Here is a 24,054-nt window from a genome sequence, read left to right as displayed (position 1 = left end):
ACGAACGTGAACTTCATCACACTGATCTCGACACAAACAGCCCAACAGTTTTTCCTTGTCTTTTTCTTGGCTTCTTTTAGTGCCACCGTACATAGCAGCTTGCGTCAGGCCACGGCGCCACTGATCAATGCATCTGCCCATTCTGACCATGGCGTCGACGAAGCCCTCAAAGCCAGCAAGGCACTGCAGCCTGCAGAACAGCTAGTTGTACAGAACCGTCTGCGCTTACGAAAAGCGGCCCTTTTGATGGTCGATGAACAGTTCAACCAGGCCCGGAAAACCTTAAGCACCATCGAAACCGCCAGCCCTTCCGGCGCCCAGGCGGGCCTGCTAATGGCTGAAAGTTATCGTCTTGAAAGCAACAACGAACAGGCAAGAAACTGGTTTTTGCGCACCGCACGGCACTTCCCTTACCGCGCGCAAACCCTGGCCGGCCTGATAAGCGCCGCCAGTGATCAACAAACAATGAACCCCGGCCTTGCTTTGGCCCTGTATAGCGAAGTGGAAACGCAAACCCAATTTGCCCAGGGCCAGCTGGAAGCCCTAATGGCCAGCGGGCATATCGAACCCATGGCCGTTATTTTTCCTTCTGCGATCAATGACGATGTACGCCGCACATTATTGAAGCACTGCCTGCGCCACCCGGATCTGAACCTGCTGCACGCCTCTTCAGATTTGCAAAAGGCGGTGAAAACTCTTTTGCAACTGCAGGCCCGTAACCGGCAACTCACTGAGCAACTCAGTGCGCTGACGCAAAAACTGGACGCTTACCACAAACAACGCAGCGATATTGAAACGACCCTCAGCAACAATGACGCCCAACTCTCTTCACTGAAGGGACAACTGATCCCCAATAACTTCGACCCGGGCCAGACACGCATCCGCAAGCGACTCACCCAATTGAATAACCAGCAAACCCGGCTGCAGGCACAGATCGCCTTCATTGATCAGGCCAGCCAATCACTGCCCGCGATTATCGACAAGATCCACCGCCAGGCTCGCCAACTTCACCACACTGCCATGGCACAACTTAAAGAAAGCCATATGGAGGTGGAAACAGTCCTGAATAACAGTTATCAGGCGTACCTCAGCGAAATGCGTAACCTGACCGCCGAAGCCCGATTGCAACGCGCCGAAATCCACCTTTCTGCCTCCCCCTAATGCGACTGTGCTCCGCCGTTAGGCCCCTACCTTTTCCCTGCGCACTGTGGTTCACTGCCGGCATTACGCCCTGAACACGGTACGCCATGCCCACACTCAAATGCCCCAGTTGCGAGCAAGTCCTTCGCCTTACCAGCAATAGCTGGCACTGCGATAACGGCCACCAGTTCGACCGCGCCAAGCGTGGTTATACCAACCTGTTGCTGGCACAGCAGCGCCGTTCCCGTTCTCCGGGAGACGACAAGGCCATGGTGCAGGCACGTACGGCGTTTCTGGAGCTGGGCCGTTATCAGCCATTGGCGGATACCCTGCTGGCCCATCTGCCGGATGAAGAACCGCCATGGCTGGATATCGGCTGTGGCGAAGGCTGGTACACGGATCAGTTTGCCCAGCGGCTAGGTGGCGTGAATGGTGTGGGCGTGGATATTTCCAAGTTCGCGGTGGATGCCGCCGCCAAGCGCAACAAGCGGGTTACCTGGCTGGTGGCCAGCGGCGCGCGCTTGCCCCTGTTTGATGCCAGCCAGCAACGCGTGTTTGTGCTGTTCACTCGCCTGTTCGTGGATGACATAGCCCGGGTGCTGCAACCCGGCGGGGAATTAATGGTTGTCGGCACCGGGGAAACGCACCTGCTACCGTTGCGCGAAGCCCTGTACGACGATGTGCGCCAGAGTGGTTTTGATGCGGGCACGTTTCTGGACGATCGTTTCGAGCTGCTATCCAGCGAGACGCTGCACTGCGAGTGGGAGCCGGAATCGGAAGAGGAATTACGCAACCTGCTGGCCATGACGCCTCATCACTGGCGGGCACGCCCCGATGCCAAGGCCGGGATTGGCGCGCTAGCCGGCAAGCCCATGAACGGGCATTTTGTGATTCAACGCTGGCGGCGTGTGGCGTAGCCGTCGTATTCGATCAAGCGTGGTGCCGAATTATGGCTACGCTTAATTCAACCCACAATCCACTTTTTAGGTAAGTCGAATGTACCCAAGGGCACAGACAGGCTGAAAAGTGTAATCTGACACCACAACGCACTTGGTCCGTCTTATCCTTCCTTCTTTCCCAGCACCCGATCCAGGTAACCGAGCAGGTCATCCGCATTGCTCACCGGCGCCCGGTACGCCAAATGGCCATCCGGGCGCATCAACCAGAGTCTGCCTTGATCGCCAAACGCGCTGGCGAACTCGCCCTCATGGTCACGCCAGATACGGGTGGTGCCTTCACGGGGTACGTCATCATCGGCGGTGGCGCGCGCCGCAATCACGGTCAGGTGCACGCGTTCACGATACTCTTGCCCGAGACGGTCACTCAGCGCATACATCACCAGCCGTTCGTTATGCTCAGGAAACTCACTCAGCTGCAATAGCAAATGATGCACTGGCTTACGCAACAAGCCATGCAACTGGTGAAAGTGTCCGGTCCGCACGGATTTTAGCGCCGCATCCGGTAGCCGGTCGCCCGGCAGCGGCCCTTGATGCCGCCAGCCAACATCCGCTTCCGGGCCACAGGTAACCAACGGCGAATTGCGATAGTGCACATCCAGCTGGCTGGCTGTGCGCAGCAGGCGACTGGAAATATTACCGCGGCTACCCGCCAATTTCAGCAGCGAATCCCGGCTGCGGCGCAGCATCGGCAATTTCACCAATGAAGCCCGCGATAGCATGTCCACGCCGTACAGCATCTTCTCCGCCACCGGGCGCCGCTCCTGCTCGTAACTATCCAGCAACGCGCCCTGCCCAAACCCTTTCAGATAGAAGGCCAGTTTCCAGCTAAGGTTGGAGGCATCCGCCAAGCCAGTATTCATTCCCTGCGCACCCAACGGGCTTTGCGCGTGGGCAGCGTCGCCGGCTAGAAACACCCGGTTGCGGCGGAAATGCTGGGCCAGCCGACGCTGAACGGAAAACTGGCTGAGCCAGCGAGGCTCGCCCAGATCCGGTGCTTCCCCCAGAATAGACGTCAGCCGTTCACTGAAAAGAGCCAAGCTTAAGGGCAACGTCGGTGGCTCGCGCCGTGCCATGATTAACCGCCAGCCCTGCGGCAGCGGCAACGCCAACAACAAGCCTTCTTCTTGCATGAATCCGTGAGAACGGTCGTTGCTCCAGGGGGCGTCCCAGAGCACATCTGCTAGCAGAAAGTGCTCGTTGTAATCCACCCCCTTAAAGCCTATGCCCAGCTGCTCCCGGACGGTGGACCCGACACCATCGGCACCCACCAACAACTCGCACTGCAAGGTCAGCACGTCTGCCCCCTGGCGAATACGTGCCTCTACGCCGCTGCCATCCTGGCGGAAATCCAGCAGCTCGGCGCTGCGGATCAATTCCCCTCCCAGCATCCGGTAACGGTCTATCAGCACCGCTTCCACTTCGGATTGCGGACAACTGAGCACCCACGGAAACGGCGCTTTCAACGTGGTGAGATCCAGCTCAAAGAGAAAGCCCTTATCACCATACACTGACACCGCCTTAAGCCGCCGCGACAGCTTGCGAATCGGCGCCAGCACCTCCAGTGCATCAAATATTTCCAGCGTGCGGGCATGCAATCCCAAGGCACGCGAATACGGCGAAGGCGCATCCAGCCGGTCGATGATGCAACAATCAATGTCATGACGGCGCAACCCAATGCCCAGCGCCAACCCTGTAGGGCCGGCACCAACAATCAATACTTGCGGTGTGCGGTTCTCGGTAATGGCGATGGTACACTCTCCTTATGTTACTCCCGGTTGGCATCAAGGCTCCGGATCAATCCGACTTGTTCGACGACGCACTTGGGCACACCGATGATGATGGTCTGCTACAGCCGCGCCGACACCTCAACGTTTACCCGAGTTCATCATGGCACAACCCGCAACACTGGCGGCGCGCAAAATTATCCACGTGGACTGCGACTGCTTCTATGCCGCCGTGGAAATGCGCGATGATCCGGCGTTGCGCAGCCGCCCCGTGGCGGTGGGCGGCGACCCACACCGGCGCGGCGTGATTGCCACCTGCAATTACCCGGCCCGGCAATTTGGGGTGCATTCGGCCATGGCTTCATCCCAAGCCCTGCGGCGCTGCCCAGAGCTGATTATTGTGCCTCCTAATTTCGACAAATACCGCAAAGTTTCAGCCCAGATCCACGACATTTTTCGTCGTTATACAAGCCTGATCGAGCCACTATCACTGGACGAGGCGTATCTAGACGTAAGCTCCAACGAGCAATTTAACAATAGTGCCACTCGTATTGCTCAAGCATTACGCCTAGATGTGCGCCGAGAAGTGGGCATTACCGTCTCCGCCGGCGTCGCCCCCAATAAATTCCTGGCCAAAGTGGCCAGCGACTGGCGAAAGCCTGATGGATTGTTCGTCATCCCCCCAGCACAGGTAGAGAGTTTTGTAGCCGCTTTGCCCGTTGGGAAAATTTCCGGGGTGGGCCGGGTCACCGGCGAGCGCATGAAGGGGCTAAATTTGAAAACCTGCGGCGACTTGCAACAGCTGAGCCGGCTGGAACTGGGTCAGCATTTTGGCAGTTTTGGAGAACGGCTTTACCACCTGTGCCGAGGAGAAGACAGCCGCCCGATACAGACGGGCCGGCGGCGCAAGTCCGTTTCCGTGGAACGAACCTACGACAAAGATCAGCCCACACTCACCGACTGGCTGAGAGAGCTGGAGGGGCTGATTGAAAAGTTAAAGGAGAGGTTTGCCAAGCTGGACGAGCACTACATGATCAGCGGTTTGACCGCTAAAGTGAAATATCAGGACTTTATCAGCATGAGCTGTGACAAGGCCGGCACCGACCTGGACCCGGCCCATTTCGAAACCTTGTTTTGCCAGTTATGGGAACGTCGGGAAGGTCCTGCTAGGCTACTGGGCATCGGTGCTCGACTACGCGACCTGAAAGCCCCCCAGCAGCCAGACCTATTCCCGGAAGAAAGGGAAAAGGCTATGCGCAGCCAGCGTAATAGGCTTTGAAGCCGTTAAAAACTCAAAAGCCCCCCCAACAGCCTAGTGCCACTGAAAACCCCTCCTGTGGCACCCTGTATATGCTCGGCACGCAGCAAGAGCACCCCTTACACTCCGCCCTTTGCTTCGCGTTTCAGGCGCTTAAACACTTGGCGGTAAATCCAAGGTATTGAACGTTCAACTCGTTTTCAGGCGAGTCAGTGAATTAGCCCAAAAGGCGTAATACAACCTTTGCTGGCCCGCGGCTTCCTACGCTCTTGGTTACCACCAAGGCCAATGCGTGTTGATGGCTGCCGCGTGTTGCGCCTTTCTTCGTTCGCCTTTAGTGCACCCGCTGGCAAACCCGGTCATGCAGGTCCGCCGGGATCAGCCCATCCATTAATTCCCGGCCACGGCGTTGCACCGGCTCCATTTGCGCATCCAAGTAGGCATCCAGCGTAGCGACACAATCGGCACAATAGGTGACTGTAACCGAGTCTGGATGCTCGCAAGCCGCTTTAACGGCCTGTTCCAGTTGGTTCAAATATTTGAGCAACATGCTTTGCTCCTGAGTCTCGCTCTCTGCAAGGGCCTATTTAAAGGGCCTAGTCAGCGGCCCTCGAAACTGATCAAGCCTGATTGATGATGACGACAATTCGATGACAACGGCTTGTCGCAGATCAAGGTAACCGGCCCTCTGCGTGTATGGGGAAGGCCTGGCACACAAAACTCTGGAAACACGTACCAGACTCGATGTTAAATCCGACGCGTGTGTCGCCCCGCCGTTCCCGACCGAAATGTAAAAACCACAGCTTACCGACAAACGGAACCGCCAAGACTTCCCCATGGTTGAAAGCGAGTTTCCCACCCCAACCACTCCTTTCTCACCCGGACTACGGTACTCTCTCCGAACGCCAAGAAAGAGACACCCTAGAAGTACGCGATATGTGTCTTAACATACCTGACGATTTACGACGGACCGACCCTATGACCGAAACGGTATCGACCATTGTGGCGCCGGAAGGCAGCCTGGAAGTGCTTAGCCAGCATGAAGTGGAGCGCCTGCGCGACACCTCCGGTAGTGGGCTGCACGATTTACTGCGCCGCTGCGCTCTGGCCGTGCTCAACTGCGGCACCCCCACCGACGACAGCCGCGAAGTGCTGGAAACCTATCACGACTTTGAAATTGAGGTGATTCAGGAAGACCGTGGCCTACGCCTAAAACTGGACAATGCGCCTGCTGGCGCCTTCGTGGACGGACGCATGATTCGCGGTATCCGCGAGCACCTGTCAGCGGTGTTGCGCGATATCGTTTACGTGGCCAACGAGATTCAAAACAATGACCGCTTCAACCTGACCAGCAGTGAAGGCATTACCAATGCCGTGTTCCATATTCTGCGTAACGCTGGGGTACTTAAAGCCGGCGCATCGCCGAATATCGTTGTATGCTGGGGTGGGCACAGCATCTCCCGCCACGAATACGATTACAGCAAAAGCGTAGGCTACCAGTTGGGCCTGCGGCACAAAGACATCTGCACCGGTTGCGGCCCCGGAGCCATGAAAGGCCCCATGAAAGGGGCACACGTGGCTCATGCCAAACAACGGGAGAAAGAAGGCCGCTATCTGGGCATTTCCGAACCGGGCATTATTGCCGCCGAAGCGCCCAACCCCATCGTTAACGAGCTGGTCATTATGCCGGATATCGAAAAACGACTGGAAGCGTTTTTGCGACTGGCCCACGGCATCATTATCTTTCCCGGCGGGGTCGGCACCACCGAAGAAATTCTTTATTTATTAGGCGTACTGCTGCACCCGGATAATGCTGATATACCGCTGCCCATGGTACTCACCGGCCCAGCCAGCAGCGCCGACTATTTCCGGCAAGTCGATGCTTTTATTCGTTATACCTTGGGCGAAAAAGCAGCGGAACGTTATAAAATCATTATTGATGATCCGGAAGCGGTGGCTTTGGACATGTGCCACGGCATGGACCGCTTAACCCTGTTCCGCCGGGATAATGATGATGCCTTTTACTTCAATTGGCGCCTTAATGTGCCGCTGGAATTTCAGCACCCCTTCTTGCCCACCCACGAGGCCATGGCAACGCTGAACCTTAGCACCGACCAGCCGGTTCACGAACTGGCCGCCAACCTGCGCCGCGCCTTCTCCGGCATCGTTGCAGGCAACGTTAAAGAGCATGGTATTCAGGCCATAGAAAAACACGGCCCCTACAAGCTTCACGCCCCCAACGCGCTGATGATTCATTTGGACGAGCTACTCACAGCCTTTGTAGAACAGCAACGCATGAAACTGCCTGGCAGCCATTACGAACCGTGCTATGAGTTGGTGGGGTAACAGATAGCGACTAACGACGAGCCGCCGTGTAGACGTTCCCTTCGAGGGATGGCTACAGCCGCTAGATAAATAAAAAACCCCGGGACCCGGGGTTTTTTATGCTGCGTGTAACATGACGCGTGTGCGCCTTTTGTTACCGTGGCTGCATGCGGATAGCGCCATCAATACGGATGGTTTCACCGTTAAGGAACGTGTTCTCGATCATGTGACACACCAGCTGACCATATTCCTTGGGGTGCCCCAAGCGTTTCGGGAACTGGGTCATTTCGATTAATGGCTGTTTCACCTTGTCCGGAGCCGCATTCAGCAACGGGGTATTGAAAATGCCCGGGGCAATGGTGTTACAACGAATGCCCAGCGGAGCCAAATCACGAGCGATGGGAAGCGTCATGCCGACCACGCCGCCTTTAGTTGCCGCGTAAGCGGCTTGGCCAACCTGGCCATCGAATGCCGCCACAGACGCAGTATTCACAATCAGGCCGCGCTCGTTGTCTTCATCCGGCTCGTTCTCTGCCATGGCAGCCGCCGCGAGACGGGCCACGTTGAAAGTACCGACCAAGTTGATCTGCACCACCATGTTGAATACGCCCAAATCATGGGGCTTGTTCTCACGGCCCACGACTTTCATGGCTGAGCCCACACCGGCGCAATTCACGCATACATGAATGGCACCGAATTTGGCCATCGTGGCATCCACGGCAGCTTTCACCGAGGCTTCATCTGTCACGTCAGCTTGGGTGAAAGCAGCGTTATCACCGAGCTGGTCCGCTACTTCCGGGCCGCGCTTGTCGTCGCGGTCAAAAATCATGACCTTGCCACCCTTGGCAATAATCGCTTCTGCTGTCGCCTGGCCCAGGCCTGAAGCCCCACCGGTAATCACGGCCACTTTATCGGTAATATTCATATGCTCTCCTTCTTGTGAAAGGTAGAAAGGTAACGGGTCCATGTAATATTGCCCAGAGTATACCCAGCCCGGCCAAGCGACTCATTGTTACTTTCGCTCAAACCGGGACTGCTTTAAGGTGATATTGCGTCATTGCAGTCATTATCCATTTCGACCGCACCTTGGCCCACGGCATGGGAGGGAAAGCCTTGCCAGACACCGTCAGACAGGACGATACCACTTGGCTCGCCGCCGCGTACCGGCGAACCCGACAATTCAGCGAGCAGTTGTGTGCCCCCCTGCTCGCCGAAGACATGGGCCTGCAAGCTTGCCCGGAAACCAGCCCGCCACGCTGGCATCTCGCACATACCACCTGGTTCTTTGAAACTTTTCTGCTCAAACCTCACCTGCCAGGTTATCGGCCACACAACCCCGCGTTCGAATACCTCTTTAACAGCTATTACAACGGCATCGGTGAACAGTACCCACGCCCCCGGCGACATCTGCTATCGCGACCCACCAACGACGAGGTAATGGCTTGGCGCCATCAGGTAGACGTGGCCATAGACACGTTGCTGGCGCGGACCGGTAACCTCAATGATCTGGTGCAGCTGGGCATCAACCACGAACAACAACATCAGGAACTGCTGCTCACAGATCTGAAATACAGCTTCTCTTTCAACCCCCTATCTCCGCATATCACCCGCCCCATCAACACCACGAATCAGGCCAACGAAAGCACGCCACCGCTAACGTTTCAGTGCTTCGAAGGAGGACTGGTGGACATTGGCGCCCATAGCGACTTCGCGTTCGATAATGAAACTCCCCAGCACAAGGCTTGGCTAGAACCGTTTCAATTAGCCAATCGGCCCGTTACCCAGGGAGAATTTCGCACCTTTATTCAGGATGGTGGCTATCGCAATTCGGACCTGTGGCTCTCCGATGGCTGGAGCTGGGTGCAACAGAAAGGTATTGAGCGCCCGCTGTACTGGAACGCAGCGTTGAGCCACCACTTCACTCTGGCCGGTGAACAACCGCTTGCTGATAACCAGATTCTTGCCCATGTGAATTACTACGAGGCCGACGCCTACGCCCGCTGGGCGGGCAAGCGGCTGCCCACAGAGCAGGAATGGGAGCATGCCGCCCGCGCCCAAGCGATCGCCGGCAACTTTGCCGACGAGGGCCTGTTCCAGCCCGACATGGTCCGTAACTCAGCCCTTTCTCACTTATTTGGCGACGTTTGGGAATGGACCGCCAGCGCCTACCTGCCCTACCCGGGCTTTCAAGCCGAAAGCGGGGCCGTGGGCGAATACAACGGCAAGTTCATGTGTAATCAAATGGTACTGCGCGGCGGCTCATGCGCCAGCAGCGCCAACCACCTGCGCGCCAGCTACCGCAATTTTTTCTACCCCCATTTGCGCTGGCAATTCAGTGGGATTCGACTCGCCAGCAACCTAAGGACGAAGCATGCCTGAACAACATTCTGCACTTTCTACCGAGGCGACGATGACGCAGCAAAAGATGCCGTTGAATCAACAGCAGCTTCGTCCCAATTTGACCTTTTATGATTTGTACCCCCCCACCACGGACATGCTTGCCGAAGTCAGCCAGTCCTTATCCGCCGCCAGCCCTTCGCTCCACCCCAAATATTTTTACGACGAAACCGGGTCTGCCCTGTTCGACCGAATCACCCGCACCCCGGAGTATTACCCCACCCGCACGGAAACCGAGCTACTCACCGGCTACGCCGAAGAAATCCGGGCACGCCTTGGGCGGCCGCAAGCCATCGCCGAACCCGGAGCCGGGAGTTGTGAGAAAGTGCGCCTGCTGCTGGATGCCTGGCAGCCGCACCACTATATGCCGCTGGAAATTTCCCGCGAGTGCCTGCTGGATGCCTCACAACAACTGGCCGGCGACTTCCCCGGCGTACACATCAGCGCCGTATGCGCCGATTACTGCCAGACCATGGCCATGCCCCAGGCGCTGGCACAATCGGGCCAGGTGGTGTTTTTCCCCGGCTCCACCATTGGCAATTTCGAACCCTCCGCCCGGGCCAATTTCCTCAAAGGGCTGCGTAAGCTGGCCGGGCCCGGTGGCGCACTGCTAATCGGCGCGGATTTACAGAAAGCAGATACCCAGCTGAACGCTGCCTACAATGATGCCGAGGGCTTCACTGCGGCGTTCAATCTGAACGCACTCCACCATCTGAACCGGGAACTGGACTGCCAATTCGACACCGACAATATGCGCCATGTGGCGTTCTACAACAGGGAACAACAACGCATCGAGATGCACCTAGAGTGCCTGTCCGATCAGCACATCCAGCTCGGCGAACGCAGCCTCACCCTCAATAGCGGCACCCGCATTCACACCGAGAACTCCTACAAATTCACGGCAACCAGCTTCAGCGCCGAGTTGGTCGCTGCCGGCTTTACACCTCTAAACTGCTGGACCGACCCACAAAACCTGTTCAGCCTGCACCTGGCGCAGGCCTGAACGTAAAAGCTGTATCCTCGCTAAGGCTAATAGTGTGAACCGATTCCAGTATCGGTATACTGGATGGCGTTTTGCTGTGCAGATATTCCAGCGATAATAAGAGTGGCTACGGCAAGAACCGTAGCATAGGGAGATCGGATGCTTGAACTCATCAGCGCTGCGCGCCGTCGGAAACGGCCGCCTACGCACCAGCTTTTTGATGTGGTCACCATGGAATTCCGGGTGGGCCTGCTGGATATCGACTTGAACATGCATCTGAACAATGCCAAGTACCTGAAGTTCATGGACCGCAGCCGTCTGGAACACGCTGTTGTCACCGGCCTGCTCAATCGCATGCTTGAAGCCCGCTGCAACGGCGTGGTGGCCAATACCGAAATCGCCTATATCCGCGAACTGCGCCCTTATCAGCAATTTCAGGTCCACACCCGGATTCTGGGTTGGGATGATAAATACCTGTACTACGATCAACGTTTCGAATCCCAGCGCAAACTGCACACCCACGCTCTGCTACGGGTCGCCAACGTCTACGGCGGCAAATCCGTCAGCCCCCAGACAGTGCAGGAAATGACCGGCATGAACCTGACCTCACCAGACCTGCCAGAATATGTGGAACAATGGAAACAATTGCTGCAAACCAAGCGGCGGCTGACGGAAAACGACTGAGGGAATAAAGCCCCGCTATAAGCCTCGAACCGCCAGCAGAACAGCCTATCGCATTATTATTCTCCAGCATTGCCGTATCCGTTGTTTCCGGAACGGCCTTGCTTATTATTTATTACGTGCAACATGAAGCCATTTTGCCCGCATTGCTCAAGCAGGACAGGCCCTGCATAGAGGTTCTTGCACCCGTCACTGCGGAGCAAAGGCAAACGCTCAAATTACCATCAACCGGCCGGCGAAGCCCTCCCAGAGCCGAGGTTTTCTGTTAGGATTTTGCCATGGCAGTAAATCGAATCCACACCCCCTGTATTGGCGTTTGTTCCACCGTTTTCGGTGACACGGTTTGCCGTGGCTGTCGCCGTTTCAGCCACGAAGTGGTGCACTGGAATGGCTACACCAACCAGGAAAAAACCATCGTCTGGCGGCGGTTGGATCTGTTGCTGTGCCAAGTGGTAAACAACTATTTTGTGATAGCGGATGCTGATCGCTTGGCCGCCGAGCTGGATTTCCAGAACTTGCGCTACCAGACTCAGCTGTCCCCCCAGGGCTGGGTGCCGGAACTGCTCAAGGCCGCCGGCTCCAGAATGATTCCCTACGAGCACTTTGGCCTGCGCGCCCTTCCCCCCACCGACGCGATGACCCCGCGCCAACTGTACGATCAGATCAGCGCTGAGTGTCATGCCCTATCCCAGGCCCACTATGACCGCTCCTACGCACGCCCGGTTACCTTGGTCGCCGAACTCACTCAGCACGCCGCTCGGGAGAAAGGGTTAATCTAATAGTAAATCTCCTCCTGAAGGCTCCCTCCCCGCCCATAGATCAAGCAGTGGCACACTAAAGGAATGAACATTGCACTTACTCTGTGAATTCCCATGGTCAACGCCCAACCCAAGCTCCCTGCCCAAACGCTCCGCAAACGGCAGCAAACTACCTGTGCGACCCGAAGTAGATGTACCGAGTATGGCCTCACGGCATACCTGTTACCCTGATTGCCACAGAGCTCGACGTTAGGGGCGCCGGCCCACTAAATCTTCACTTTGACAAAAGGAAGCGTTGATCATTGCGCTTTAGCCGTGCCGGTTTTCCGTGGAGCACGATACAACGCCGAGTGAAAGCCTTCGATGCAGACAACCTCTTCTCCTGCCGCGCGCCCCCCCATCCTCACCACAACCATTGCCGATGCTGTGCGCACCTCTTATTGCGTGTCGCTCTGAAACACGCCCATCACCGTGGCCAGAACTGCATAAGTCGCGTCGCCTCGGCCACCCTACAAGCAAAGAGCACTGCACAGGTGCGAGGGGGCTAGGGCTTTATGCCAACAGGGCCGACATCATGTTCCCAAGGTGTCACTACGGTAAAAAGCGGCACGCGAGTGCCCCCCATTTAACCCGGTGCGCAATATTTGATCGCGTTTGGTTGCAATATGGTGGACTCGACACTGCGCCTGCCCGCGCTCAACACAACTAAACCAGCACAACGGAAACGGGATGGCGGGCAACGGAAGATAGGGTTACAGGGAGTTCGCCGCCTTAGTCAGGGTTGACTGCATATCCTTGAGCGCGGTTCGTGCCTCGATTCCTTCTGAATGAGCAAAAAACCCTAATATCAACGCCCCCGACACCAGAAACGCCAATGCCAGCAACACCACTTTTTCTTTTTCCAGCCCTCGGGAGGCTGGCGAAGGGGGTTTTTCGTCGTAAGGATTGCGGTTGTTATTGTCATCGTGGTTGTCTTGCATCGTGCCTCCATCAGAACCTCTTATGGTTTTACCCACCCAGCCAGGCAAGCACAAGGCAAGAACTGACCGTTTATCTGACAGCGGCCCATCACCCTATAGGCACAAGGCAATCGTTTAAAACAAGGCTTCAGCCTATTCCCAGAACGCAAAAGGCCGCAACAGCAAGCTGTTGCGGCCTCTCTTTGTGATGGTGCGCCAGGAAGGACTTGAACCTTCACACCTCTCGGCACCAGAACCTAAATCTGGCGTGTCTACCAATTCCACCACTGGCGCAATGGGCGGCTATTCTAGCAGGCTATCGAGTAATTACCAGCCCTCATCCACCCGTTAATTTGCCGCGCAGGATACGGTGAAGTGCCTGCAGATCCTCACCGATTTTGCTCACCCGGTTTTACTGCCCGTTCTCGCACGTATCACCCGCCTGTACTGTCGTCTGAAAGACAGGCTGAGAACTTGACTCTCAGCTAACGCAGGCCACCTTGAGCCCGCCAAGCCGCAACCAAAACCACGCTACCAAAAACAGCTGGAAGCGCGCTGCTTCAGAGCGACTAACCGCATTTACCGGGCTGGAGAAACCAAAGGGCGGCAGCCTGGCCATGCCGAGCTACGCGATCAACGGCCCTCCAGTGAATCCAGGCGCCTGTTGACTTGCAAGCGATAGGCATCAAATGCGGCAATCGCCGCTTCCACATCATTCACAGTGGCATCCAGTGCGGAGATCTTGCCCTGGGCCTTTTCCATCTTGGCCAAACCATTTTTCAGGTTAGTCTGTTCACGCTCTAATTGCTTGATGCTGTCGACCAGCACTTCCACTCGGGTCTGCATTTGCCCGATCTGGCTTTGCCATTGGTCGCTGCTTTTGTTCACTGCTGCCACAGCACTTTCTACCTGCTTTTTGAGCGCAGCTGCATCGGTGCTAATATTTTTTAATTTGCTGTCCACACCGGCCTGGCTTTTTTTAACCTCGTTCACCGAGGAAGACAGTGCGTTCAATACTTTTTCCTGCTTGGCAATGGCAGCTTTATTACGCGTGTCGCTCAAGTCCCTCAGTTTGCGAATCTCATCTTCGTTGGCCTCCAGCTTCTTGCCATGAGATTGCACCGTATCGAGCAATTTCCCAGAGGACTGGTTCAAGCTCTCATCCGTAGCGGACAGACGAGATTGCAGGTTGCCCATCTTTTCGCTGGATTCAGTCAAGCGACTGTCCAGCTGCGCTTGCAGACCAGCCACTTGCTTGCTGAACCAGACACCCAGCCCAGCAATCAGCACCACTAATACCAAGCAGGCGGCCACCCAGCCACCATTGCCGCCACCACCGGAAGAAGGCGGCTTTTGCGGTTTCGGGGCGCTTTTTTTGCTCCTCGGCGGCGTGCTCCCCCCCCCTCCGCCCGGTGAAACAGAAGGGGGAGTGCTTGCCCTGGGCTCATCAACGGCAACGTCATCCAAATCACCCAAATTCACTTCACGATCTCGCGTCATTCCACAATCCTAATCAGAGCCTTGGCTAATCGTGCCAAGGTTCATACCAAAAGACCGTTTACAGTCTCTACTTTTCGTTCACCCGATGCATTTCACGCGAACATTTTACTCTTGCTCTGCTGTTTTTTCGGGCAACGGCTACTCGGTGGCGAAACAAACCCACTCACTCAGTTCATGTTTGCCTTCTTCATTACACTTTTTTCTCATCGTTATCACGGGTGTGGAACACCTTCCGGCAACAAGATCCCGTGCTTATCGGACGCTAGCAAACTTGCTCTTCTGTCGCTATAGAGACACAAAAAAGGCCGCAAAAGCGGCCTTTTTTGTTACCTAAACGGTACCTGTAACGTACCTTCAGGTTTACCCGGCTGGGCTTAGGCAGCAAAATTGCTGGCCGCGAAATCCCAGTTAATCAGGTTCCAGATGGATTCCAGATACTTGGGACGGGCATTGCGGTAGTCCACGTAGTACGCGTGTTCCCACACGTCTACGGTGAACAGCGGGGCTTGGCCCTTGCCGTGGGCAATGGGCGTGTCCGCGTCGTCAGTGTTAACGATTTCCAGGCTGCCATCACTGTTTTTTACCAGCCATGTCCAACCGGACCCGAAATTGCCCGTCGCTTTAGCATTAAACTGCTCTTTGAACTCGTCGAAAGAACCGAATGCCTTGTCGATGGCTGCGCCCAGATCACCACTGGGAGCGCCGCCGCCATTAGGGCTCAGGCTGTTCCAGTAAAACGTGTGGTTCCATACCTGCGCTGCCTGGTTGAACAGACCGCCTTCGGCGCTCTTGATGATTTCTTCCAGGGATTTGCCTTCGTTGTCGGTGCCAGCAACCATGTCGTTCAGCTTGGTCACGTAAGCGTTGTGATGCTTGCCATGGTGGTACTCAAGCGTCTCGGCAGAAATATGCGGTTCCAGTGCATTTTTCTCGAACGGAAGTGGCGGTAATTCAAAAGCCATAATTTGTCCCCTGACGTCATGTTGTCCCATTGCTCACAGCAGCTTGCTCACAACAACGGGCAGAAATTCCCCACAGGCAACCTGCCGGTGGCCTGCGGCTAAGCGATAATACCAAGCTACCGGTCGTGTTCTCTACTCTGGCAAGGCTTTGCCTTTCTTCATCATAGGCTAAACCTATCATTTACCAGCAATATGTGACCGGCAGGTCCTTGTCAGATGGGGCGCGATGCCCTTGTTTCAAGTACAATGCGCTCCAATTTTTACGTTCAGAACGTTTCTTTTGCGTTCTGTTAACGCCTTCAACTGTTTGGCAGGAGAAAAACATGTCTGATGATGCCGTAGTGATTGTAAACGGTGCCCGTACCGCCATGGGCGGTTTCCAGGGTGCCCTGTCCGCTGTCAGCGCCCCGGAGCTGGGCGCCGCGTCTATCCGCGAAGCCGTAACCCGCGCCGGCCTAAAACCCGAAGACGTGCAGGAAGTCATCATGGGTTGTGTGCTCCCCGCCGGCCTGAAACAAGGCCCGGCTCGACAAGCCATGCGCCTGGCCGGTTTGCCGGACAGCACCGGGGCCACCACCATTAACAAACTGTGTGGCTCCGGCATGAAAGCCACCATGTTTGCCTACGATTCCATCAAGGCCGGCACCAACGAAATCGTGGTATCCGGCGGCATGGAATCCATGACTAACGCCCCCTACCTGCTGGATAACGCGCGCGCCGGCATGCGCATGGGCCACGGCCAAGTTATGGACCACATGTTCCTGGATGGCCTTGAAGATGCAGAAACTGGCCGCCTGATGGGCTCCTTTGCCCAGGAAGTGGCCGACAAGCGCAGTATCAGCCGCGAAGACATGGACAACTACGCCATCGAATCCTTGAACCGGGCCAATGCCGCAGTCGACAATGGTTGGTTTAAGGATGAAATCGTGCCGGTGACCGTGAAGACCCGCAAGGGTGAAACCGTGGTCGATACCGACGAACAGCCGGCTAACGCCCGGATCGACAAGATCCCTAGCCTGCGTCCAGCCTTCGCCAAAGACGGCACCGTCACCGCCGCCAATGCCAGCTCCATCTCTGATGGCGGTTCGGCTTTGGTACTGGCCAGCGAATCCGTTGCCAACGAGCGTGGCCTGCAGCCACTGGCGCGCATCCTCGCCCATGCCACCAACAGCAAGCACCCTAGCGAATTCACCATTGCCCCGATTGGTGCCACCGAAGCAGTAATGAAGAAAGTGGGCTGGAGTGTGGACGATGTGGACCTGTTCGAAATCAACGAAGCCTTCGCCATGGTAGCGATGTTGCCAATGATGGATCTTGGCATTCCCCACGAAAAGCTGAACATTCACGGCGGCGCCTGTGCCCTGGGCCACCCGGTGGGTTCCACCGGTTCACGCATCATTCTCACCTTGATCCACGCGCTCAAGCGCACCGGCGGCAAACGCGGTGTGGCCAGCCTGTGCATTGGCGGCGGTGAAGCCACCGCAGTGGCCATTGAGCTGGTGTAAGGTGTAAGTACGCCAGACGCAAACGGGGCCTTCGGGCCCCGTTTTTTTATGTATATAAAGATAACCCGGCGTACCGCAGGAGCCATGACGCCATAGCGAAAAACGGGGCCGGCGTCACCGGCAATCGCGCCCGAGCCACCGCTCCCAACAACGATTACTGCCGACCCTCATCCCGAAACATCCCCTTTCACTTTCAAACTCTGTTGCACTTTCCTGACCGAATTCGCCCTGCCTTGTATACGCAAACCCGGATTTCCACTGTACTCTGACTCCCTAGTCATCATGTTAGAACCAGAGCCCCGGGAGCACCATGTCAGCATTACCCGTTATCACCGCCATGGGCGGCATTAATGCGGCGGGCCGCAGCGCCCAGCATTTCGCCTTTCAAAGGCTTATTTTCGACGCGCTGGACTTCTCTCAACAGCAGGACACGCTGAATTCGCTGAACCGGCTTACCGGCGCAGACCAAGATAGCATGCTGGCGCGCACCCTGATCCGAGCGCTCCCCGATAGCCACCAACTCCACGGCGCGCTCGCGGGCACCAGCGATTCCCCTATCACCCTGGAAATGCGCAACATGGATCTGCCTGATAGCCTGCCGCCGGGCTGGCAGGTCCATGCTATAGACAAGCGCCGCAGCCGCGTCACCTTACCTGCCGGGCTGGGGCTGCACGTGCCCCTCGATACCCCCCGCCGGGTCAGTGCCGCTGGCCAGTTGCCGGACGGTTTCGACCCCGGCGCCCTGTACGCGTCGCGCAGCCACCCCCGCGCGTTGCAAATGGCCATTTTCGGGATCAGCGATGCGTTGGGCGATTTGGGCCTCGATTGGGCAACAGTAGCCGCCCATGTACGCCCCGATCAGGTGGCCGTGTACGCCAGCAATGCCATGTCGCAGATGGATGACAATGGCCTCGGCGGGGTAATGCGTTTTCCTCCCAACGGCCAACGCATCACCTCCAAACAAGTGCCATTGGGGCTGGGGGAAATGACCGCCGATTTCCTCAATGCCTATGTGTTGCATTCCGTGGGCACCACCGGTGGCATGCTGGGCGCCTGTGCTACCTTCCTCTACAACTTGGAAAAGGGCGTCCACGCCATTCGCAATGGTCGAGTGCGGGTCGCCATTATCGGCACTAGCGAAGCGCCGTTGGTACCGGAAATCATGGAAGGCTACCGCGCCATGGGCGCCTTAGCGGAAGACCAGGCATTGGCCGCCTTGGACGGCGCGTCCACGGCGGACTTGACCCGGGCCTGCCGGCCGTTCTCCGGGAATTGTGGCTTCACCATGGCCGAGTCCGCTCAATTCACCGTGCTGATGGATGATGCCCTGGCACTGGAACTGGGCGTCGACATCTTGGGCGCTGTACCCGATGTATTCATTCACGCCGACGGGGCCAAGAAATCCATTTCCGCTCCCGGCGTGGGCAACTACCTAACCGTGGGCAAAGCCGCAGCCCTCACCCGCCAACTCATCGGCGAGCAGGGGCTACGTGAACACAGTTTCGTACACGCTCACGGCACCGGCACGCCACAGAACCGGGTAACTGAATCGGTCATCCTGGACCGAGTAGCGGAGGCCTTCGGTATCCGACAGTGGCCAGTGACTGCTATCAAAGCGTTTGTTGGCCATTCTCTGGGCAGCTCCGGTGGTGATCAGTTGGCCGCGGCCCTGGGCAGCTTTGCCCATAACCAGATACCCGGCATCCGTAGCATCGACCATATCGCCGATGACGTGCACCGCCAGCACCTAGATTTCGCCATGGATCATGTCCAACACGACAACCTGCAAGCCACCCTGATCAACTCCAAAGGGTTTGGCGGCAACAACGCCACCGCCGTGGCTCTGGCGCCGTCAGTAACCCAGGAAATGCTGCAACACCGCCATGGCGCCCAAGCCATGGCTCGCTGGGAGAGCCGCCGGGAAAACGTGCTGGAAGCGAAAAGCCGCTTCCGTAACCACTGCCTCAACGAGACACCGCGGCCAATTTATCGATTCAACGATGGCGTGCTCGGCGACGAGGCAGTGACATTGAGCGGGAAAGCCGTACAGCTCAACGGCGGCACGATCATGGAGTTTGATGACGATAGTAATCTCGCGGACTACCAACTCAATCGATAATTGTGCCGTTATGCGGCAAGCGATGCCTCACATCGTTTGCCGTCAACGCGAGGATAAACCCTTAACGAACCGGCACCTCGAAAGCCGCACAGGCCTAGCGCTGCCAACACGGGTGCGGTGCGGTAGCGCCATGCTTAGCCCAGTGACCGCCTTCTTTACAGAATAAGGCACGGTATAACATGAGAGGTTGACCGCAAGGGACCCTGGAGGGTTTTTCAACTTTGGACCTACGGCGTTCGGCTTGGTTACCTGATAAGGTTGCCTCACTGCATGCCATGGACCGATTATGACCCGCTTGAAACTTGCCCTGTTGATTCTCCTCGCCCTGATTGCCAGCACCGCCCTGTGGCACCGTTATAAACCCCTGCCCGCAGGGCTGTCGCTCAAGGGCGACCTGCATGCGGTACATGGGTTGAAACTACTGGTGGACGATACCTGGGAAAGCGATGAAGGTGAGGGCAGCAAACGGTTTAGCCGCCAGCATATTTTTGACGAATTCTTCCGGCTGATTGGGCAGGCGGAAAAAATGATCGTAATCGACATGTTCCTGTTCAATGATTTTCAGGGCGCCGGCAGCGAAAGTTACCGCGCGCTGTCCGGGGAGCTAATCGATGCCCTGCTAACCCAGCGCGACAAGCATCCAGATCTGCCCATCGTGGTCATTACCGACCCCATCAACACGCTTTACGGTGGGCTGCACAACAAGCCTTTGGCACGCCTGAAAAACGCCAACATCACCGTCATTACCACCCCGCTCCCTACCCTGCGCGATTCCAACCCCAGCTGGTCCGGGCTGTGGCGAGTATGCTGTCAGTGGCTGGACAACAATGCCAACAAGGGCTGGCTGCCCAATCCCATGGGGCCCGGTAAGGTGCCGCTACGCAGCTACCTGACGCTGCTTAACTTCAAGGCCAACCACCGTAAAACCCTGCTGGTGGATGAAGGCGCACACTGGACCGCACTGGTAACCTCCGCCAATGCCCACGATGGCAGCAGCGCCCACAGCAATATCGGGCTGCGATTTCAGGGCAATGCCGTTAACGACCTACTCGCCAGTGAACTGGCCGTGGCAAAATTGGCCCACACCGCTTTGCCAACGTTACCGACTTTACCCACGCAACCAGCCAATCCTGCGGCCGATACACACTTGCAAATGCTTACCGAAGGGGCCATTCGCGACGCCCTGCTCGCCACCCTTGAGCACAGCCAAACGGAAGATCGGGTCGACATTTCCGTGTTTTACCTATCCCATCGTCCGCTGGTGAACGCGCTGCTAGCCGCACACCACCGAGGCGTACAGCTCCGCGTACTGCTCGACCCTAACAAGGATGCGTTTGGGCGAGAGAAGAACGGCATCCCCAACCGTCAGGTGGCCCATGAATTACACAAAGCCGGCATCCCGGTTCGCTGGTGTAATACTCAAGGGGAACAATGCCACACCAAGATGCTACTACGGCGCAACACCAACAGCGCTGAGCTCATTCTTGGCTCCGCTAACTACACTCGCCGCAATTTGGATAATCTGAATCTGGAAAGCAACGTTCGTCTCACCGCCGCACCGGATCAGGCCATCATGCAACAGGCCGCTGACACCTTCGAACGGCGCTGGGAAAATCGCTTCCATGAAAAACACAGCACGGACTATGAGGTGTATGCGGACGATTCGCAGTGGAAGTACTGGCTGTATCGGGGAATGGAATTTACCGGGTGGAGCAGTTTTTAATGCAAAGCCCGCGCTGTAAGCGCGTCGCTGACGCGATCAAGCAGCAAGATCAAGGGCACTTCACCACAGAGCATATGGAGCGCACAGAGCACGCGTGGATGATTTTTCTTTTCCCGGTGATTTCTGTCTCTTCTGTTGTAGGCTTGCTTTAACCGTTTGGCTATCGCGCCACCAGCGACGCGCCGACAACTCAGTTATCCGTTACCCTAGCGTCTTTCACCGGCCGGTTACGGTGCCAATCCAGCCCACTGACCACACCATTAATCAGCCAGGCCGCCGCAGCCAAACCGCCGGCCATGGGCCAGCCCCAGCTTTGCGGCAGCAATTCTGTACCGGGAACAAACCACAGGAACAGCACCGTCTCTAGCACCGCCAACAAGAGCGGCGCCGCCAGTCGAGCGGGGTAATGCAGCGCCACACCCAACCACCGCAACATCGCCGCGCCCATGGTTAGGCCCAACCAGATAATAATTACGCCACCGATACCCACCGCCATTGCCTTCTCCCTACCTGTTCAGTGCTGGCCGCCATAGAGTGACTCACGGCCATGGCGCACGGCCATGCCTTCGCGCACTTTTTTCGGCAAGCCGCCGACCACCAGCGCAAAAGAGTGATCGATCATGCGCTGAATTTCTCCTTCAGGAATAGAGCCATCCAGCTTGATCGTGTTCCAGTGTTTCTTGTTCATATGGTAGCCAGGCAGTACCGCAGCAAAAATATCTCGAAGTGCCAGCGCTTGGTCCGGATCGCACTTCAGGTTCATGCGCCCTTCACCGCTCTCCTCACCCAGCGTGGCAAACATTTTGCCGCGCACTTTCATCACCGCCACATCAGGGCCGAAAGGAAAATCTTCCAACGCTTCAGGCTTACCCAAGAGATAATCTCGTACCACATCAACATCCATGTCGATCACCCGATTTTATCCAGACGCGCCGTCAATAAGGTTACGGCAACAATTGCCCTCAGATTTCCCGGGTTTCGCGGAAGCGGATATCCGGATGACGTTCCTGTGCCAGTTGCAGATTAACCCGCGTCGGCGCCAGGTATGTCAGATGCCCGGCGCCATCCCGGGACAGATTGTCATGGGCCTTGCGTTCAAAGGCAGCCAACTCTTTATCGCTATCGGCCTCAACCCACCGGGCTGTCGCTACACTGACCGGTTCATAACGGCAATCGACGCCATATTCCCCTTTCAAGCGCGCGGCGACCACATCGAACTGCAACGAGCCCACAGCACCAAGAATCACATCGTTATTACGCAGCGGGAAAAATACCTGGGTCGCGCCTTCTTCAGCCAGCTGAGTCAGGCCCTTGTGTAGCTGCTTGCTCTTGAGCGGATCATTGAGCACCACCCGCTGGAACAATTCCGGCGCGAAGTGCGGAATGCCGGTGAAGGCAAGCTCTTCGCCTTCGGTGAACGTGTCACCGATTTGGATGGTGCCATGGTTATGCAAACCGATAATGTCACCGGAAAAGGCTTCTTCCACATTATCGCGCTCACCGGCCAGAAAAGTCAGGGCATCGGCAATACGCACATCTTTACCGGTACGCACCTGCTTGAGCTTGATACCTTTTCGATAGGTGCCCGAGCAAATACGCATGAAGGCAATGCGGTCTCGGTGACGAGGGTCCATATTGGCCTGAATCTTGAACACAAACCCCGTCATTTTGGGCTCATCAGCCTCTACCGTGCGAGCGGTAGCATCACGGGGCTGGGGCGGCGGCGCCCACTGCACCAGGCCATCGAGCATATGGTCCACGCCGAAATTACCCAGAGCCGTACCGAAGAAAACCGGGGTCAACTTACCGGCCAGAAAACGCTCCAGGTCGAATTCATGGCTGGCGCCCTGCACCAGCTCCAGGGTGTCGCGCAGTTCTTCAGCGTAGTCGGTGCCCACCGCCTCATCCAACTCCGGATTGTTGAGGCCCTTAACCTCGCGCACATCCTGCACAGTATGGCCCTGACCGGTCTTGTAGAGCACGGTAGTGTCGGTGAGCAGGTTGTAAACACCCTTGAAGCTCTTGCCCATGCCGATGGGCCAGGTAATCGGGGCGCACTCAATATTGAGCACGTCCTCGATTTCGTCCAGCACGTCGATGCCATCGCGCACATCCCGATCCAACTTGTTAATAAAGGTGAGAATCGGGGTATCGCGCAGGCGACACACTTCCATCAATTTTACGGTTCGCTGCTCCACACCCTTAGCAGCGTCAATAACCATTAATGCCGAATCCACGGCGGTGAGGGTGCGATAGGTATCTTCAGAGAAATCCGCGTGGCCTGGGGTATCCAGCAAATTGACGGTGGCACCCTTGTAAGGGAACTGCATCACCGAGGTAGTCACGGAAATGCCCCGCTCCTTCTCCATCTCCATCCAGTCGGAGGTGGCGTGCTTGCCAGACTTCTTGCCTTTGACGGTGCCTGCACTTTGGATCAGGTTTCCGTACAACAGCAATTTTTCGGTAATGGTGGTTTTACCGGCGTCCGGGTGCGAGATGATCGCGAAGGTGCGGCGCGTGGCCACCTGGTCTTGCAGGCTCATGGGGCTCAATCTCTGACTGGATATTTCGAGGGCGCGAGTATAACAGCCTTCGCGGCCTGATTTCCCGTCAGACCAACCCAGACCCTTTCAGTTGGCGCTGGCGCATCAGCAGGTACAAAGCAAAGCCTAGCGCCACACCCGGCACCACGCCCAGCACAAGTGCCAACCAGCCCCCGCGCACATGGTAACGCTGGCGCTCATAAAGCACCCATATTGCCAAAATCACCCAGCACAGAATCACATCTGTGGAATAGCCAGCAGCATAAGGATTGACGAAACCGCCCGCAGCGGCAGCCAGAATATCCGGGTTAGCCATCAGCGGGGGGGTAACCAACACCGCGAAGGCACCACAGAAGATCAACGCCACCATGATCAGCAAACGGCGAAACAGGCTTTCGGACATGGGTCACTCTCCTTGGTAAGTGTTCCTGTTACCTCTATCGTTGTCATTCATTGACTCGCTGTCCAGTATTTATATAGCCGAGCCTGTGGCATTGGGTAAGCTGGTAAAGCTGATGT

General features: G+C 56.7%; 22 protein-coding genes and 1 tRNA gene. 12 read left to right on the top strand and 11 right to left on the bottom strand.

Translation table 11 applies throughout. The features are described from left to right. Nucleotides 1-6 precede the first annotated feature (6 nt). Together ABNH10_RS14380 and ABNH10_RS14375 are read left to right on the top strand one after the other, a co-directional pair. Nucleotides 7-1,161, top strand: a complete 1,155-nt coding sequence (locus tag ABNH10_RS14380) for a hypothetical protein (protein WP_349386578.1) — start codon at nt 7-9, stop codon at nt 1,159-1,161. 86 nt (nt 1,162-1,247) lie between these two features. After that, the gene (locus ABNH10_RS14375; protein WP_349386577.1) at nt 1,248-2,057 is read left to right on the top strand and encodes a putative RNA methyltransferase; all 810 of its coding nucleotides are present in this window, start codon (nt 1,248-1,250) and stop codon (nt 2,055-2,057) included. Between the two features lie 143 nt (nt 2,058-2,200). Here ABNH10_RS14375 and ABNH10_RS14370 read toward each other — a convergent pair whose 3' ends face one another. Continuing rightward, nucleotides 2,201-3,814, bottom strand: coding sequence for an FAD-dependent monooxygenase (locus tag ABNH10_RS14370; protein ID WP_349386576.1), 1,614 nt, complete (start codon nt 3,812-3,814; stop codon nt 2,201-2,203). A gap of 172 nt (nt 3,815-3,986) precedes the next feature. Here ABNH10_RS14370 and dinB point away from each other — a divergent pair, with 172 nt between their 5' ends. Further along, on the top strand, nt 3,987-5,102 hold the full coding sequence (dinB, locus tag ABNH10_RS14365) for a DNA polymerase IV (protein WP_349386575.1): 1,116 nt from the start codon (nt 3,987-3,989) through the stop codon (nt 5,100-5,102). Nucleotides 5,103-5,415: 313 nt separating this feature from the next. Here the strand turns inward: dinB and ABNH10_RS14360 are convergent, their stop codons facing one another. Then, a complete protein-coding gene (locus ABNH10_RS14360; protein WP_349386574.1) occupies nt 5,416-5,631 on the bottom strand; it encodes a hypothetical protein in 216 nt (71 codons plus the stop codon). A gap of 428 nt (nt 5,632-6,059) precedes the next feature. Between ABNH10_RS14360 and ppnN the strand changes: the two genes are divergently transcribed. Further along, nucleotides 6,060-7,427: a nucleotide 5'-monophosphate nucleosidase PpnN gene (ppnN, locus tag ABNH10_RS14355; protein WP_349386573.1), complete on the top strand. Its 1,368-nt coding sequence runs from the start codon at nt 6,060-6,062 to the stop codon at nt 7,425-7,427. 133 nt (nt 7,428-7,560) lie between these two features. Here the strand turns inward: ppnN and ABNH10_RS14350 are convergent, their stop codons facing one another. Beyond that, nucleotides 7,561-8,331, bottom strand: coding sequence for a 3-hydroxyacyl-CoA dehydrogenase (locus ABNH10_RS14350; RefSeq protein ID WP_349386572.1), 771 nt, complete (start codon nt 8,329-8,331; stop codon nt 7,561-7,563). Nucleotides 8,332-8,504: 173 nt separating this feature from the next. Here ABNH10_RS14350 and egtB point away from each other — a divergent pair, with 173 nt between their 5' ends. From egtB to ABNH10_RS14330, 4 genes are all read left to right on the top strand, one after another. Then, nucleotides 8,505-9,785, top strand: coding sequence for an ergothioneine biosynthesis protein EgtB (gene egtB / locus ABNH10_RS14345; RefSeq protein ID WP_502877138.1), 1,281 nt, complete (start codon nt 8,505-8,507; stop codon nt 9,783-9,785). Beyond that, nucleotides 9,778-10,806 carry an L-histidine N(alpha)-methyltransferase gene (egtD, locus tag ABNH10_RS14340; protein WP_349386570.1) on the top strand — a complete coding sequence of 343 codons (1,029 nt, stop codon included), beginning with the start codon at nt 9,778-9,780 and terminating at the stop codon, nt 10,804-10,806. The genes egtB and egtD overlap by 8 nt, the downstream gene beginning before the upstream one ends. 138 nt (nt 10,807-10,944) lie before the next feature. Continuing rightward, nucleotides 10,945-11,469 (top strand): acyl-CoA thioesterase, encoded by a 525-nt coding sequence (locus tag ABNH10_RS14335; RefSeq protein WP_349386569.1) that lies wholly within the window; start codon nt 10,945-10,947, stop codon nt 11,467-11,469. 275 nt (nt 11,470-11,744) lie between these two features. Continuing rightward, on the top strand, nt 11,745-12,245 hold the full coding sequence (locus ABNH10_RS14330) for a DUF1289 domain-containing protein (RefSeq protein ID WP_349386568.1): 501 nt from the start codon (nt 11,745-11,747) through the stop codon (nt 12,243-12,245). A gap of 731 nt (nt 12,246-12,976) precedes the next feature. Here the strand turns inward: ABNH10_RS14330 and ABNH10_RS14325 are convergent. From ABNH10_RS14325 to ABNH10_RS14310, 4 genes are all read right to left on the bottom strand, one after another. Further along, nucleotides 12,977-13,204 carry a hypothetical protein gene (locus ABNH10_RS14325; protein ID WP_349386567.1) on the bottom strand — a complete coding sequence of 76 codons (228 nt, stop codon included), beginning with the start codon at nt 13,202-13,204 and terminating at the stop codon, nt 12,977-12,979. Nucleotides 13,205-13,392: 188 nt separating this feature from the next. Then, nucleotides 13,393-13,477, bottom strand: a tRNA-Leu gene (locus ABNH10_RS14320). Nucleotides 13,478-13,816: 339 nt separating this feature from the next. Continuing rightward, nucleotides 13,817-14,683, bottom strand: a complete 867-nt coding sequence (locus ABNH10_RS14315; protein WP_349386566.1) for a hypothetical protein — start codon at nt 14,681-14,683, stop codon at nt 13,817-13,819. Between the two features lie 374 nt (nt 14,684-15,057). Then, complete coding sequence (locus ABNH10_RS14310) at nt 15,058-15,645, bottom strand: superoxide dismutase (protein WP_349386565.1); 588 nt, start codon at nt 15,643-15,645, stop codon at nt 15,058-15,060. Between the two features lie 323 nt (nt 15,646-15,968). Between ABNH10_RS14310 and ABNH10_RS14305 the strand changes: the two genes are divergently transcribed. The 4 genes from ABNH10_RS14305 to ABNH10_RS14290 all read left to right on the top strand — a co-directional run bounded on the left by ABNH10_RS14305 (nt 15,969) and on the right by ABNH10_RS14290 (nt 21,144). Continuing rightward, nucleotides 15,969-17,150: a thiolase family protein gene (locus ABNH10_RS14305; protein WP_349386564.1), complete on the top strand. Its 1,182-nt coding sequence runs from the start codon at nt 15,969-15,971 to the stop codon at nt 17,148-17,150. A gap of 310 nt (nt 17,151-17,460) precedes the next feature. Beyond that, a complete protein-coding gene (locus ABNH10_RS14300; protein WP_349386563.1) occupies nt 17,461-19,269 on the top strand; it encodes a beta-ketoacyl synthase in 1,809 nt (602 codons plus the stop codon). A gap of 286 nt (nt 19,270-19,555) precedes the next feature. Beyond that, on the top strand, nt 19,556-20,992 hold the full coding sequence (locus tag ABNH10_RS14295; protein WP_349386562.1) for a phospholipase D family protein: 1,437 nt from the start codon (nt 19,556-19,558) through the stop codon (nt 20,990-20,992). Then, nucleotides 20,977-21,144 (top strand): hypothetical protein, encoded by a 168-nt coding sequence (locus ABNH10_RS14290; protein WP_155849260.1) that lies wholly within the window; start codon nt 20,977-20,979, stop codon nt 21,142-21,144. The genes ABNH10_RS14295 and ABNH10_RS14290 overlap by 16 nt, the downstream gene beginning before the upstream one ends. Nucleotides 21,145-21,182: 38 nt before the next feature. Here the strand turns inward: ABNH10_RS14290 and ABNH10_RS14285 are convergent, their stop codons facing one another. From ABNH10_RS14285 to ABNH10_RS14270, 4 genes are all read right to left on the bottom strand, one after another. Further along, complete coding sequence (locus ABNH10_RS14285; RefSeq protein ID WP_011587930.1) at nt 21,183-21,488, bottom strand: hypothetical protein; 306 nt, start codon at nt 21,486-21,488, stop codon at nt 21,183-21,185. An 18-nt stretch (nt 21,489-21,506) separates the two neighbouring features. Then, nucleotides 21,507-21,896 (bottom strand): MmcQ/YjbR family DNA-binding protein, encoded by a 390-nt coding sequence (locus ABNH10_RS14280; protein ID WP_041705238.1) that lies wholly within the window; start codon nt 21,894-21,896, stop codon nt 21,507-21,509. Between the two features lie 58 nt (nt 21,897-21,954). Then, nucleotides 21,955-23,535 (bottom strand): peptide chain release factor 3, encoded by a 1,581-nt coding sequence (prfC, locus tag ABNH10_RS14275; RefSeq protein ID WP_035460691.1) that lies wholly within the window; start codon nt 23,533-23,535, stop codon nt 21,955-21,957. 67 nt (nt 23,536-23,602) lie between these two features. Continuing rightward, nucleotides 23,603-23,938: a DUF2834 domain-containing protein gene (locus tag ABNH10_RS14270; protein WP_349386561.1), complete on the bottom strand. Its 336-nt coding sequence runs from the start codon at nt 23,936-23,938 to the stop codon at nt 23,603-23,605. Between the last annotated feature and the right edge of the window lie 116 nt (nt 23,939-24,054).

Source organism: Alcanivorax sp. (assembly GCF_040119285.1).
In the GTDB taxonomy this organism is placed as follows: Bacteria; Pseudomonadota; Gammaproteobacteria; order Pseudomonadales; family Alcanivoracaceae; genus Alcanivorax.
The sequence above is the reverse complement of the archived record's forward strand: the minus strand, read 5'-3'. Positions and strand labels throughout refer to the sequence as shown.

What these genes read in the sequence shown, in the direction of transcription:
- ABNH10_RS14375 (WP_349386577.1), top strand. Translation starts at nt 1,248, where the DNA reads ATGCCCACACTCAAATGCCCCAGTTGCGAGCAAGTCCTTCGCCTTACC.
- dinB (WP_349386575.1), top strand. Translation starts at nt 3,987, where the DNA reads ATGGCACAACCCGCAACACTGGCGGCGCGCAAAATTATCCACGTGGAC.
- ABNH10_RS14360 (WP_349386574.1), bottom strand. Translation starts at nt 5,631, where the DNA reads ATGTTGCTCAAATATTTGAACCAACTGGAACAGGCCGTTAAAGCGGCT.
- ppnN (WP_349386573.1), top strand. Translation starts at nt 6,060, where the DNA reads ATGACCGAAACGGTATCGACCATTGTGGCGCCGGAAGGCAGCCTGGAA.
- ABNH10_RS14350 (WP_349386572.1), bottom strand. Translation starts at nt 8,331, where the DNA reads ATGAATATTACCGATAAAGTGGCCGTGATTACCGGTGGGGCTTCAGGC.
- egtB (WP_502877138.1), top strand. Translation starts at nt 8,505, where the DNA reads ATGGGAGGGAAAGCCTTGCCAGACACCGTCAGACAGGACGATACCACT.
- egtD (WP_349386570.1), top strand. Translation starts at nt 9,778, where the DNA reads ATGCCTGAACAACATTCTGCACTTTCTACCGAGGCGACGATGACGCAG.
- ABNH10_RS14335 (WP_349386569.1), top strand. Translation starts at nt 10,945, where the DNA reads ATGCTTGAACTCATCAGCGCTGCGCGCCGTCGGAAACGGCCGCCTACG.
- ABNH10_RS14330 (WP_349386568.1), top strand. Translation starts at nt 11,745, where the DNA reads ATGGCAGTAAATCGAATCCACACCCCCTGTATTGGCGTTTGTTCCACC.
- ABNH10_RS14325 (WP_349386567.1), bottom strand. Translation starts at nt 13,204, where the DNA reads ATGCAAGACAACCACGATGACAATAACAACCGCAATCCTTACGACGAA.
- ABNH10_RS14315 (WP_349386566.1), bottom strand. Translation starts at nt 14,683, where the DNA reads ATGACGCGAGATCGTGAAGTGAATTTGGGTGATTTGGATGACGTTGCC.
- ABNH10_RS14310 (WP_349386565.1), bottom strand. Translation starts at nt 15,645, where the DNA reads ATGGCTTTTGAATTACCGCCACTTCCGTTCGAGAAAAATGCACTGGAA.
- ABNH10_RS14305 (WP_349386564.1), top strand. Translation starts at nt 15,969, where the DNA reads ATGTCTGATGATGCCGTAGTGATTGTAAACGGTGCCCGTACCGCCATG.
- ABNH10_RS14300 (WP_349386563.1), top strand. Translation starts at nt 17,461, where the DNA reads ATGTCAGCATTACCCGTTATCACCGCCATGGGCGGCATTAATGCGGCG.
- ABNH10_RS14295 (WP_349386562.1), top strand. Translation starts at nt 19,556, where the DNA reads ATGACCCGCTTGAAACTTGCCCTGTTGATTCTCCTCGCCCTGATTGCC.
- ABNH10_RS14285 (WP_011587930.1), bottom strand. Translation starts at nt 21,488, where the DNA reads ATGGCGGTGGGTATCGGTGGCGTAATTATTATCTGGTTGGGCCTAACC.
- ABNH10_RS14280 (WP_041705238.1), bottom strand. Translation starts at nt 21,896, where the DNA reads ATGGATGTTGATGTGGTACGAGATTATCTCTTGGGTAAGCCTGAAGCG.
- prfC (WP_035460691.1), bottom strand. Translation starts at nt 23,535, where the DNA reads ATGAGCCTGCAAGACCAGGTGGCCACGCGCCGCACCTTCGCGATCATC.
- ABNH10_RS14270 (WP_349386561.1), bottom strand. Translation starts at nt 23,938, where the DNA reads ATGTCCGAAAGCCTGTTTCGCCGTTTGCTGATCATGGTGGCGTTGATC.